The following is a 14770-nucleotide window of genomic DNA, read 5'->3' as shown; positions in this document are numbered from 1 at the left end:
GCGCACCGGACTGGGTCAGATCGTTGGCCGCGGTGGCCACCAGTGAATCGGCGGAAACTACCGTGCCGCCGAGCTGGATATCACTGCGACTGATGAGGAACAGATCACCCGCCTCGGTACCCAATTGGCCGCTGTTGGCAATACGGCCAGCTTCAATGTTCAGGCCGTTACCGGAAATCAGGCTGCCGGTGTTGTTCACGTTGCCTGCTGAGGCAACCGTGACGCCGGTGGCGCCGTAGGCTTGGCTGCTGTTCTGCAATGCCCCCACGTTCAGCACAAGGTTCTTCTGTGCGTGCAGGGTACCGGCGTTGTTCAACTCGCCCGCAATATTGGCAGACAGCTTTTCCTTGGCTGACAGGATGCCTGCGGCGCCGTTGCTTACGCTTGCAGCACTCAGCGAAAGATCGCGACCCGCCACGACTTGCGCGGTATTGCTCAACGCCGCGCCGGACTTCAGTTCGATGTCATTGGCGGCCTGGGCGATACCACCCAGGTTCAAGGCACCTGCACTGTCCAGCGTGAGGTTGCTGCCCGCATCCAAGATGCCTTGGGCATCGATGCTGCGACCAGACAGCGTGACCGCACCTGCGCCCTGCACGATGCCATCCACCCCCACGGCCAAGGCATTGCCTGCACTCAGCTGGGCATCACCGCCGGCATAAACCTCGTCGTTGATGGCGAGGTTTCGGTTGGCATCGACCCTCAAGTTCTGCGCGCTGTAGACGGTACCGCCCAGCGTAACGTCCTGGCCGGCTTTCACGTCCACCGAACGCGCACTCAGCGCACCGGACTGGGTCAGATCCTTGGTCGCATTGGCCACCAGTGCGCCGGCCGAAACCACCGTGCCGCCGAGCTGGATATCGCTGCGGCTGGTGAGGGACAGATCACTCGCTTCGGTGCCCAACTGGCCGCTGTTGGCTATAAGACCGGCTTCGATGTTCAGGCCGTTACCGGAAATCAGGCTGCCTGTGTTGTTCATCGTGCCGGCGGCGGTAACTGTAACGCCGGTAGCCCCGTAGGCTTGGCCATTGTTCTGCAACGAGCCCACATTCAACACAAGGCTCTTCTGCGCGTGCAGGGTGCCGGCGTTGTTCAATTCACCCGCGATATTGGCGGTCAGGTTTTCTTTGGCTGACAGAATGCCTGCGGTGCTGTTGCTTACACTTGCAGCGCTCAGCGAAAGATCGCGGCCTGCCACTACCTGCGCGGTACTGCTTAATGCACCGGTGGATTGAAGCCCAATATCGCGCGCGGCCTGAGCGATACCGCTCAGGCTCAGATCACCCGCGCTGTTCAGTACCAGATCGGTACCCGCGCCCAAGGCACCCTGGCTGTCGATATTTTTGCCCGACAGGGTAATGGCACCCGCGCTTTGTACGACGCCGGCGGCGCCTACATTCAACGTATTGCCTGCACTCAGCTGAGCATTTCCACCGGCATAGACTTCATCATTGATGGCCAGGTTGCGCTCAGCCTGAACCTTCAACGCTTGTGCGCTGTAGACAGTACCGGCCAACACCGCATCCTGGCCAGCTTTCACGTCCACCGAGCGCGCACTCAACGCACCGGACTGGGTCAGATCCTTGGTCGCATTGGCCACCATGGCACCGGCTGAAACCACCGTGCCGCCGAGCTGGATATCGCTGCGGCTGGTGAGGGACAGATCACCCGCTTCGGTGCCCAACTGGCCGCTGTTGGCGATATGAGCGGCTTCGATGTTCAAGCCGTTACCGGAAATCAGACTGCCGGTGTTGTTCACCGCGCCTGCGGCGGTAACCGCAACGCCGGTGGCGCCGTAGGCTTGGCCGTTGTTCTGCAACGAGCCCACATTCGACACAAGGCTCTTCTGCGCATGCAGGGTGCCGGCGTTATTCAGTTCACCGGCGATGTTGGCCGTCAGGTTTTCCTTGGCCGACAGGATGCCTGTGGCGCTGTTGCTTGCGCTTGCGGCACTCAGCGAAAGATTGCGGCCCGCCACGACTTGCGCGGTGTTGCTAAGCGCTGCGCCGGACTTCAGTTCGATGTCATTGGCGGCCTGGGCGATACCACCCAGGTTCAAAGCACCTGTACTGTCCAGCGTGAGATTGCTGCCCGCATCCAAGATGCCTTGGGCATCGATGCTGCGACCAGACAGCGTGACCGCACCTGCGCCCTGCACGATGCCATCCACCCCCACGGCCAAGACATTGCCCGCACTCAGCTGGGCATCACCACCGGCATAAGCCTCGTCGTTGATGGCGAGGTTTCGATTGGCATCGACCCTCAAGTTCTGCGCGCTGTAGACGGTACCGCCCAGCGTAACGTCCTGGCCGGCTTTCACGTCCGCCGAGCGCGCACTCAACGTACCGGACTGAGTCAGATCGTTGGCCGCGGTGGCCACCAGTGAACCGGCGGAAACTACCGTGCCGCCGAGCTGGATATCACTGCGACTGATGAGGGACAGATCACCCGCTTCGGTACCCAATTGGCCGCTGTTGGCAATACGGCCAGCTTCAATGCTCAGGCCGTTACCGGAAATCAGGCTGCCTGTGTTGTTTACCGCATTGGTGGCAGTCACGGTTACGCCCGTTCCGCCATAAACTTGATCCGTTTGCTGCAACGATCCCACGTTCAGCGCAAGGCTCTTCTGCGCGTGCAGGGTACCAGCGTTGTTCAATTCACCCGTGATGTTGGTGGATAGATTTTCCTCGGCCGACAGGATGCCTGCGGCACTGTTGCTTGCACTTGCGGCACTCAGCGAGATATTGCGACCCGCCACAACCTGCGCGGCATTGCTTAATACGCCGGTGGATTGAAGTTCGATATCGCGTGCGGCCTGGGCGATGCCACTCAGGCTCAAATCGCCCGCGCTGTTCAGTACCAGATCGCTACCCGCATCCAAGGCACCCTGGCTGTGGATATTTTTGCCCGACAGGGTGATTGAGCCGGCGCCTTGAATGACGCCATCAGCGCTTATGGTCAAGGTACTTCCCGTACTCAGCTGGGCATCGCCGCCGGCATAGACCTCGTCGTTGATGGCCAGATTGCGCTCAGCCCGAACCTTCAACGCTTGTGCGCTGTAGACAGTGCCATCCAGCACAACATCCTGGCCGGCTTTCAAATCCGCCGAACGCGCACTGACTGCACCGGACTGGATCAGATCGTTGGCCGCGTTGACCACCAGTGAATCGGCGGAAACTACCGTGCCGCCGAGTCGGATATCACTGCGGCTGGTGAGGGACAGATCACCCGCTTCGGTGCCCAACTGGCCGCTGTTGGCGATATGAGTGGCTTCGATGTTCAAGCCGTTACCGGAAATCAGACTGCCGATGTTGTTCACGTTGCCTGCTGAGGCAACCGCAACGCCGGTGGCGCCATAGGCTTGGCCGCTGTTCTGCAACGAGCCTACATTCAGCGCAAGGCTCTTCTGCGCGTGCAGGGTGCCGGCGTTGTTCAACTCGCCCGCAATATCGGCCGACAGCTTTTCCTTGGCCGACAGGATGCCGGCAGTGCTGTTGCTTGCACTTGCGGCACTCAGCGAAAGATTGCGACCCGCCACAACCTGTGCGGTATTGCTCAAGGCACCGGTGGATTTCAGTTCGATGTCATTGGCGGCCTGGGCTATGCCACCCAGATTCAAAGCACCTGTACTGTCCAGCATCAGATTGCTGCCGGCATCCAAGACGCCTTGAGCATCAATGCTACGGCCAGACAAGGTGACCGCACCCGTGCCCTGCACGATGCCGTCCGCGCCTACGGTCAACGCGTTGGCCGCGCTCAGTTGAGCGCTCCCCCCTGCATAGACCTCGTCATTGATAGCAAGGTCGCGGTTGGCTTGAATACTCAGTGCTTGTGCAGTGTAGACAGTGCCGTTCAGCGCGGCATCCTGGCCCGCCTTCAACTCCGCCGAACGCGCACTCAGCGCACCGGATTGGGTCAGATCCTTGGCCGCATTGGCCACCATGGCACCGGCCGAAACCACCGTGCCGCCGAGCTGGATATCGCTGCGGCTGGTGAGGGTCAGATCACCGGCCTCGGTACCCAATTGGCCACTGTTGGCGATATGAGCGGCTTCGATGTTCAGGCCGTTACCGGAAATCAGACCACCGGTGTTGTTCACGCTGCCGGCGGCGGTAACCGTAACGCTGGTCGCCCCGTAAGCTTGGCCGCTGTTCTGCAACGAGCCCACGTTCAGCTCAAGGCTCTTCTGCGCGTGCAGGTTGCCCGCGTTGTTCAGTTCACCGGCGATGTTGGCCGTCAGGTTTTCCTTGGCCGATAGAATGCCTGCGGCGCCGTTGGCTGCGCTTGCTGCACTCAGCGAAAGATTGCGGCCTGCCACTACCTGCGCGTTGTTGCTCAATGCAGCGGTAGATTGAAGTTCGACGTCATTGACCGCCTGGGCAATGCCGCCCAGGCGTAGATCACCCGCACTGTTCAGCACCAGATCGGTACCCGCGTCCAAGGCACCTTGGCTGTCGATATTCTTGCCCGACAGGGTAATGGCACCCGCGCTTTGTACGACGCCGTCGGCACCTACATTCAGCGTATTGCCTGCGCTCAACTGGGCATTGTCGCCAGCATAGACTTCATCGTTGATGGCGAGGCTGCGGGTGGCATCACCCCGCAAATTCTGCGCACTGTAAATGGTGCCACCCAGCACTGCATCCTGGCCCGCCTTGAACTCCACCGAGCGTGCGCTCAGTGCGCCGGACTGAATCAGATCGTTGGCGGCATTGGCCACCAGTGAATCGGCGGAAACTACCGTGCCGCCGAGCTGGATATCACCACGGCTGATGAGGGACAGATCACCCGCTTCAGTGCCCAGCTGGCCGCTGTTGGCGATATGAGCGGCTTCAATGCTCAAGCCGCTACCGGAAATCAGGCCGCCAGCATTGTTCACCGTATCGATGGCACTCACGGTTACGCCCGTACCGCCATAGATTTGACCCGTCTGTTGCAACGAGCCCACATTCAACGCAAGGCTCTTCTGCGCGTGCAGGGTGCCGGCGTTGTTCAACTCACCCGCGATGTTGGCGGACAGCTTTTCCTTGGCCGACAGAATGCCTGCGGCACCGTTGCTTACGCTTGCAGCGCTCAGCGAAAGATTGCGACCTGCCACCACTCGTGCGGTGTTGCTCAGAGCCGCACCAGATCTCAGCTCGATATCGTTGGCGGCCTGGGCGATACCACCCAGGTTCAAAGCACCTGTACTGTCCAGCGTGAGGTTGCTGCCCGCATCCAAGATGCCTTGGGCATCGATGCTGCGACCAGACAGCGTGACCGCACCTGCGCCCTGCACGATGCCGTCCACACCCACGGTCAAGGCACTGCCCGCGCTCAGCTGAGCAGCGTTGCCGGCATAAACCTTATCGTTGGTCGCAAGGTTTCGATTGGCATCGACACGAAGATCCTGCGCGCTGTAGACGATTCCATTCAAAGTGACATCGTGGCCAGCATTCAACTCGACGGAACGTGCGCTCAGCGCGCCGGACTGGGTCATATCGTTGGCAGCATCGGCTACCAGCGCACCAGCGGAAACCACGGTACCGCCGAGCTGGATATCGCTGTGGCTGGTGAGGGTCAGATCACCTGCCTCGGTTCCCAGTTGGCCGCTATTGGCGACGTGAGCCGCTTCAATGTTCAGACCATTGCCGGAAATCAGGACGCCGGTGTTGTCCGCCGCGCCTACTGCGGTGACCATAACGCCGGTGGCGCCGTAGGCCTGACCGTTGTTCTGCAACGAGCCCACATTCAGCTCAAGGCTCTTCTGCGCGTGCAGGGTGCCGGCGTTGTTCAACTCGCCCGCGATATTGGCGGTCAGGTCTTCCTTGGCCGACAGGGTGCCTGCGTCACTGTTGCTTACACTTGCGGCACTCAGCGAAATATTGCGACCTGCCACCACTTGTGCGGTGTTGTCCAGAATACCAATGGACTTCAACTCGACATCACGTGCGGCCTGAGCGATACCACCCAGGGTCAGATCGCCCGCGCTGTTAAGTGCCAGATCGGTACCCGCATCCAAGGCACCCTGACTGTCGATATTCTTGCTCGACAAGGTGATCTCACCCGCACTTTGTACGACGCCGCCGGCGCCCAAGCTCAACGCATTGCCTGCACTCAGATGGGCTGCACCACCGGCATAGACTTCATCGTTGATGGCGAGGTTTCGGCTGGCGTCAACGCGCAGGTTCTGCGCGCTGTAGACAGTACCGGACAGCACCGCATCCTGACTGGCTTTCACGTCCACCGAGCGCGCACTCAACGCACCGGACTGGGTCAGATCCTTGGTCGCATTGGCCACCAAGGCACCGGCTGAGACCACCATGCCGTCGAGCTGGATATCGCTGCGGCTGGTGATGATCAGATCACCTGCCGCGGTCCCCAGTTGGCCGCTATTGGCGACGTGGGCCGCTTCAATGTTCAGACCATTGCCGGAAATCAGGCCGCCGGTGTTTTTCACGCTGCCAGCTGCGTTAACTGTAACTCCGGTTGCACCGTAGGCTTGACCGCTGTTCTGCAACGAACCCACGTTCAGCGCAAGGCTGTTCTGTGCGTGCAGATTGCCGGCGTTGTTTATTTCGCCAACGATATTGGCGGCCAGGTTTCCCTTGGTCGACAGGATGCCCGTAGCACTATTGCTCAACTCAGCCGCCGTCAGTGAAAGATTGCGGCCCGCGACTACTTGTGCGGAGTTGCTGATCGTAGCCGCGGCATTCAATGCCACATCATTGGCCGCTTGTGCGATGCCACTCAGCGTCAGATCTCCCGCACTAGTGAGTGCCAGATCCGTGCCGGCGTTCAAGATGCCCTGACTATCGATGCTGCGACCAGACAAGGTGATTGCACCTGCACCCTGCACGATGCCGTCCACGCCTACGGTCAACGCATTGCCCGCACTCAGCTGGGCATCGCCACCGGCATAGACTTCATCGTTGATGGCGAGGTTGCGACTGGCATCAGCGCGCAGGTTCTGCGTGCTGTACACGGTGCCATTCAAGGTGACATCGCGGCCAGCGTTCAACTCGATGGAGCGTGCGCTCAGTGCGCCGGACTGAATCAGATCGTTGGCAGCATTGGCCACCAGGGTTCCGGCCGAAACCACGGTGCCGCCGAGTTGGATGTCGCTGCGGCTGGCAAGGGCAAGATCACCGGCTTCCGTGCCCAGCTGGCCGCTGTTGGCGATGCGGGCCGCTTCAATGTTCAGGCCATTACCTGAGATCAGACTGCCGCTGTTATTCACGGCACCCGCGGCATTTACTGCAACACCGGTCGCGCCATGCACCTGTCCGCTCTGCTGCAACGAGCCCACGTCCAACGCAAGGCTCTTCTGCGCATGCAGAACACCGGCATTGTCCAGTTCACCAGCGACATTGGCAGCCAAGTTTTCCTTGGCCGACAGAATGCCTGCGACGCTGTTGCTTGCGCTTGCGGCACTCAGCGAAAGGTTGCGACCCGCCACAACCTGCGCGGTATTGCTCAAGGTGCCGGTGGATTGAAACTCGATATCGCGCGCAGCCTGGGCAATGCCGCCTAGAGTCAGATCACCCGCGCTGTTCAGCACCAGATCGGCACCTGCATCCAGTGCGCCCTGGCTGCCGATACTCTTACCCGACAGGGCGATCGCACCCGCGCTTTGTACAACACCTTCAGCGCCTACGCTCAACGCATTGCCTGCGCTCAGCTGGGCATTGCCGCCGGCATAGACTTCATCGTTGATAGCAAGATTCCGCTCAGCCTGGATCTTCAACGCCTGTGTGCTGTAGACGGTGCCGGACAACAATGCATCCTGGCCGGCCTTCAAATCCACCGAACGTGCGCTCAGCCCACCAGACTGGGTCAGATCGTTGGTGGCATTGGCCACCAGTGCGCCGGCGGAAACCACCGTGCCGCCGAGCTGGATATCGCTGCGGCTGGTGAGAGCAAGATCACCGGCTTCCGTGCCCAATTGACCACTGCTGGTGATGCGAGCGGCGGTAATACTCAGACTATTACCTGCCACCACATTGCCGGTGTTGTCTACCGCACCTGCAATATCCAGATTGATGTCTCTGCCACCGTAGATCTGACCATGCTGCTGCAATGAATCAGCTGTCAGTGCCAACTCCTGTTGCGCATGTAGAACGCCCGCGTTGCTCAGCTCATTCGCCACCGAAGCCAGATTCCGGCCGGCCGACAGAATACCGTCGGCGGTGTTACTTGCGCTGACTGCGGTCACCGATAGATCACGACCCGCCACCACTTGCGCGCTACTGCTCAGTGCCGCACCGGACTTCAGTTCGATGTCATTGGCGGCCTGGGCGATGCCGCCCAGATTCAGGGCGCCTGCACTGTCCAGCGTCAGATCGCTGCCAGCATCCAAGATGCCTTGGGCGTCGATGCTGCGGCCAGACAAGGTGACCGCACCTGCGCCCTGCACGATGCCGTCCGCGCCTACGGTCAACGCATTGCCCGCGCTCAGTTGGGCGCTACCCCCTGCATAGACCTCGTCATTGATGGCAAGGTGGCGAGTGGCTTGAATATTCAGTGCTTGTGCGCTGTAGACGGTACCGTTCAGCGTGGCGTCCTCGCCGGCCTTCAACGCCACCGTGCGTGCGCTCAGCGCGCCGGATTGGGTCAGGTCATTGCCGGCATTGGCTGCCAGTGCGCCGGCCGAAACCACCGTACCGCCGAGTTGGATGTCGCTGCGGCTGGTGAGGGCAAGATCACCGGCTTCTGTGCCCAGCTGGCCGCTGTTGGTGATACGGGCCGCTTCAATGTTCAAGTCGCTGCCTGAGATCAGGCTACCGCTGTTGTTCACCGCACCTTCTACGGCCACCGTGACGCCGGTAGCGCCGTAGGCCTGGCCGCCGTTCTGCAAGGAATCCGCATCCAATGCAAGGTTCTTCTGCGCATGCAGAACTCCTGCATTGTTCAACTCGGCAGCAATGTTGGCGGCCAGATTCTGTTTGGCCGACAAGATACCTGCGGCGCTGTTGCTCAGGCTTGCAGCGGTCACAGACAGGTCGCGACCTGCCACCACTTGCGCATTGTTGCTCAACGCATCCACCGCATTGAGTTGGATGTCATTGGCGGCCTGCGCGATACCACTCAGAGTCAGGTCACTCGCGCTGTCCAGAACCAGATCAGTTCCAGCGTCCAAAGCGCCTTGGCTTTCTATTTTTCCGCCAGATAGGCTGATCGTCCGTGCGCTTTGTACGACGCCGTCGGCGCCTACGCTCAAGGCATCGCCAGCACTCAGCTGAGCAACACCGCCGGCATAGACTTCATCGTTGATGGCCAGATTGTGCTCAGCCTGAACCTTCAACGCCTGTGCGCTATAGACAGTGCCATCCAGCGTAACGTCCCGGCCGGCTTTCAACTCCACCGAGCGCGCGCTCAGCGCACCAGGTTGAATCAGGTCATTAGCGGCATTGGCCACTAGGCCACCCGCCGAAACCACGGTGCCGCCAAGTTGGATATCGCTGCGGCTGGTGAGGGCAAGACCACCGGCTTCCGTGCCCAGCTGGCCGCCGTTGGCGATGCGGGCTGCCTCAATGTTCAGGCCGCTGCCTGAGATCAGACTGCCGCTGTTGCTCGCCCCACCCTCCACGGCTACCGCGATGCCGGTGGCACCGTACGCCTGGCCGCTGTTCTGTAATGAGCCCGCGTTCAACGCAAGATTCTTCTGCGCGTGCAGGGTACCGGCGTTGTTTAACTCGCCCGTGATACTGGCGGTCAGGTTTTCCTTCGCCGACAAAACACCTGCGACGCCATTACTCAGACTTGCCGCGGTCAGCGAAAGGTCACGCCCGGCCACTACCTGCGCGGTACTGCTCAAAGCTGCGCCGGATTTCAGCTCAATGTCATTGGCCGCCTGGGCGATACCGTCCAGGTTCAAAGCACCCGCACTATCCAGCACCAGATCGGTGCCTGCATCCAGCACACCGTGGCTGTCGATGCTGCGGCCGGACAAGGTGATCCCGCCGGCACTTTGCGCGACCGCATCATTGCCCAGGGTGATGTCCTGGCCACTGCGCAGATCGAGATTGCCACCCGTATAGGCGCGCGCATCGAACGCCAGCGACCGCTGCGTTTGCAGGTTCAAGTCCTGGGCGCTATGCAAAGAGCCGCTCAATGCCGTATCACGACCAGCCTGCAAGGCCACCGATTGCGCTTTCAAAACGCCGGCCTGCACCAGATCGTCGGCCGCGGTTACGGTGAGCGCACGTTGCGAAATCGTCACGCCCGTTATCGCCGCATTACCACGACTGTCAACGACGAGATCGCCGGATTCAGTGCCCAACTCTCCACTGCTGATCAGATTGCCGGCCTGGATGTCCAAGCCGTTGCCTGATACCAGACTGCCACGGTTTTCGGCCGTACCTGCCGCCGCAAGAGTCACGCCCTGGCGACCGTAGGCCTGTCCACTTTGCACAAACTCTTCGGCCTGCATCGACAAAGTTCCGCCTGCGTAGACCACGCCGTCGTTGCGCAGCGTTTTCTGTGCATGCAGATCGACGGCCGCAGCCGCCGACAACAAGCCGGTTCCGGCATTTTCCATGCCATCGCCGGACACACGGATCTCGCCCGCGGACACTACTTGAGCGCGATTGATGATGGCGCCATTGGCGTCCAGCGCGATGTCCTGACCTGCCTGCACCACACCGGCCAATGCAACCGCACCGGCACTATGCACATCCAAGCGGTCACCGGCATCGAGCACGCCCGTGCTGGCGATGTTGCCGGCCTGCAATTGCAATTTCCCGGCGGCCTGCACCTGGCCCTGCTGATTCAAATCACCGGTCGCCGTCAGGCTGGCATCGCCAGCCGCATACATGGCGCCCGCAGTGCGCAGATTGCCGCTGGCATCCAGTACCAGATTGCCGTCGGATACCACGGTGCCGGATAACACGCCATCGCCACCTGCTCTCAGGTTTATCGATGCAGCACCCAAGGTACCGGATTGGCGCAAGGTATTTGCGGCGCGCGCCACCAGAGCACCTTCGGCGATATTGACACCAGCCAAGGTGATATCGCCGCGGCTGTCGAGCGCCACATCGCCACGCTGCGTGCCCAGTTCACCGGTGCTGTCAATGCTGCCGGCGTTGATGCTCAAGGTATTGCCGGCTACCAGGCTGCCCTGGTTGGTTACACCTTCGGCGGCGCGCACGCTGGCGTTACTGCCGGCATAGCTCTGCCCGCTTTGGGTCAAACGCGCAGCATCCACATCGAGATTGCGTCCGGCGAATACGACACCGGCATTGCTGATTTCGCCAGTGGTCTTCATCACTACACCCGCATTGGCGGAAATCACGCCGCGAGAGGTGTTGGTGATAGAGGCCGCATCCAGGGCGATACCATCGCCAGCGACCAGTTGCGCGCTGTTGCGTAGCTGGCCGCCGATCTGCACCTCCACTCTGTCCAATGCCTGCACGACGCCCGCCAAGGACGCATCGCCACCGCTGCGCAAGCCCAGCGCTGTGCCGGCATCCAGAGTCCCGGTGCTGTCCAGCTGCGCCGCTTGCAGATTCAAAGCCCGTGCCGCTTGCACCGTGCCGCTCTGCTGCAACGACTGGCCTGCATTCAAGGTGGCATTGCCACCGGCATAGGCAGTACCACTGGCGCTCAATACACCACTGGCACTCAGTTGCAGATCATTGGCGCTGTAAAGCGTGCCGGCCGTGCTCAGCTCGTGAGCCGCAAAGCCAATGGCTATGGCGCTGCTGCGGCCATCGTGTGTCAACGTACCGCCTGCAGAGGCAGTCAGACTTCCCGCGGAAATCGTGTCCCCGCGCAACTGCATATCGGTGTTGCTGCGCAGATCGACGCTGGCCAGTTCCGAACCCAGCACGCCGTTCTGCACCAGCGTATCGCCCGCGTTGACTTTGACATCACCCAACGCCACCGAGGTACCGGAAAGCGTGACTTTACCGGCACTGTCCACTTCCAGATTGCCACTTTGCGCAGCCAGGGTGCCGCGGCTGACCACGCCCACGCCGGCTTCGGTGGCGACCAAACGGATACGGTCGGCGTACATGCCGCCCAGGTAGGCTACGTCGATGCCCACCCCACTGGTGCCCGTCGTACCGGGCAACATGTCCAGCACCATGCCGTCATAGCCGACCCGGTTGCTGCCGGCAATAGCCAGCAGATCCTTGGTCCACAGCGTGCCTTCTACGCTCATTTCGCGCGAAAGCAGATCCAGGCGATCGATGTTGTAGGCGTTCAATCCACCGCCACCGATCCGCAGCATGCCACGGGTGACATCAAACCCACTCAAGCCACCATCGGCGCCGAACACCGGCACACCGGTGGTCAGGGTGGCGTGCGAGGTATTGAGGAAGCCGCAGCCATCGCAAACGATGCCATTGGGGTTGGCGATCACCAGTTGCGCGGCATTGCCGGCAATTTCGGTATAGCCCTGCAAGCGACTGGTGGTGGAGGTGACCTCGTTGAGAATCAGCCGCGCTGCGCCACTGCTTTTCAGATTGTCATTACCGGAAACATAGCCACCCAGCTGGGTGTTGGAAATCTGAGCGCTGTTGTTGAGGATCAGTCCGTTCTGACCCACGTTGAACTGTGAATAACGGTTGTGGGAAACGCCGGCCGCATTGGGCGCCACGATATTCACCACCGGCACACCGTTGTTGGCCGCTTCCAGGCCGGCCTTTTGGCCACCGGGGTTATCGACAGGCGCCACCTGCGCGTAAACCGGAATCGAGGTAAAGGTCACTGTCACGCTCAACAGCAACGCCAGGGCGCGCTTCAAGTTGTCTGCGACCGAGTACGAAGGACTATGGGAAAGTTCCACTTTCATCGTTCCTTGTCACCGCCCATCCGGACGGATCAATGACCTTCCGCCATGTGGCGGCGGAGTGATTCAAAACTGATAGATCAAACGGATTCCGTACGCCGGCTGCGCGGTTTCAATCCCTTCGGGCTTGTGCAACTCCCAACCGGCAAAGGCATCCCAGTTCAAACGGCCGCGCGCGCCGCGCAGGCCGATGAAGGTACCGGCCATGTCTCTGCCAGACAGGCCACGCGCACTGGGACCACCAATGCGGCCGGCATCCACGCCCAGATACGGCGTGATACCCCAGGCTTGCACCGGAATGCTGAGCGTGTTGCGCCAATAAGCACCGCGTTCGGCGCCGATCGTGCGCTCGCCATCAAAGCCACGCACGCTGTAGCGGCCGCCGATAGAAATGAATTCCGAACCGAGCAGCAGATCCGAGGACGTCTGCGCACGCAAGCTGCTCTCCCAGCTGAGCGGCCTACCCGCCACCTGGAACGGCACGCCAATGCTGGCGTCCAGGGTGGTGACACCGTAACGGAAGGTGGGATAACCCACATTCGGGTCATAGCCGGTCCATTGAGCGTTGAACCAGGGTGTTCCGCGGCGATGGGCCAGACGCACGTCCAACTGCACGCTCCCCAAATAGCGCCGGTGCGAAAAGTACAGTTCGGCACTGGTGGTCTTACGGCGCTGGATGCCGATCTCCACGCCATCCATATAGCTATGTGCTTCACGTCTGGCGACGACCACGCCGGCCGAAGTCTTGCTTACTGCGTTGCGATGCAAGGTGCGCTGCATATCCAACTGCGCGCTTCGTGATTCGCCCGTGGATTGGAACGATTGCAGGTAACCATCTACCCGCTGTGCATAGCGGTATGAGGACAACGACATCGAAAACGTCCACCACCCCCAAGGCAAGCTGTAACTCAAGCTGTTGCCGCGCGTGCCGCGCTCGTCGCCATGGTCGGCCAGATCGTGGTTGTAGCCGATCGACAACAGATCATTGAGGCCCAACGGCGAATCCAACGCGAAGTCGATGCCGCCCTGGGCGCGACCGGTAGCTTCCATCCCTGAGTCGTCGGCATTCATCACCACACGCCAGCGCCGCGCATGTTGCAACGTGATCACCAGATCCGATTCACCCGGCTGCTCGCCCGGCACGATGTCGATCCTGGCGTCTTGCGAAGGCAAACGTTTGAACTGCTCTACGCCCTGTTCGATGGCGCGCAGGTTGAGCACATCACCGGGGCGTAGTGGCAAAGCGCCGCGCCAGAAACCCGGGCGCCCGGATGCCGATTCCACCCGCACCTGCCGCACCTTGCCGGGCAGTAGTTCAAAGCGCAACACGCCAGAGGAAATATCCTGCTCGGGCACTCCAATCCGGGTGGTGACATAGCCGCGCGCGATCAATTGATCCAACGCACGCCGACGGATCAGATCAATGCCTTGCTGGCCGACGCAACTGCCGGTGTAACGCTTCAAATAGATCCACAGCCAGCTGAACTCCGCACCGCCGCCGGTCAGCCGTACACGCTGCAAAGGGAAACAGACACTTTCCGCAGGCACATCTATCCGCTTCATATCGGCGCCCAACGCCGCCTCGCGCGAGCCGGCAAACGGCGCCTCGCGCTCCTGCGCCTGACGGCGCTCCACTTCCTCGGCTTGGCGCAATTGCTCCTGGCGATCCAGCGTGTTCTGTGGCGACGAGGGTGATGACACCTCCTGCGCCATCAACGGCCACGCTGACATCGCGAGAAAACCCGCGGCGGCCACGCTGTTTACACAGCGAGAAGATCCCTTTCCCCGAATCACCTGTTCACTTCCTTATCCTACTAATCCTGCGTGCACATCCGTTGCCGCTTGCATCCCTGTGCCGCCCCCCAGCGCACATCAGGGATAGCATTCCATCGCGTATTCTTCAGTTTGACGGCTCATGACAAATTACGTCAATCGATGCAACACCTACACACTGTAGGGAAAATACCTACACAACAAACCAACACATCAACAATCCAC

General features: G+C 60.9%; 1 protein-coding gene and 1 pseudogene. Both read right to left on the bottom strand.

What is annotated here, in order from left to right:
• Positions 1 to 196: 196 nt before the first annotated feature.
• Positions 197 to 12775: pseudogene (locus AC3WJE_RS16150) on the bottom strand (two-partner secretion domain-containing protein); the annotation flags it as partial.
• A gap of 63 nt (positions 12776 to 12838) precedes the next feature.
• On the bottom strand, positions 12839 to 14503 hold the full coding sequence (locus AC3WJE_RS16145; protein ID WP_493731841.1) for a ShlB/FhaC/HecB family hemolysin secretion/activation protein: 1665 nt from the start codon (positions 14501 to 14503) through the stop codon (positions 12839 to 12841).
• Positions 14504 to 14770: the final 267 nt, after the last annotated feature.

It is taken from the genome of Pseudomonas sp. GW821-FHT07E12 (assembly GCF_058986605.1).
Note: the sequence above shows the minus strand (reverse complement) of the source record. Positions and strands in the feature narration are given on the sequence as shown.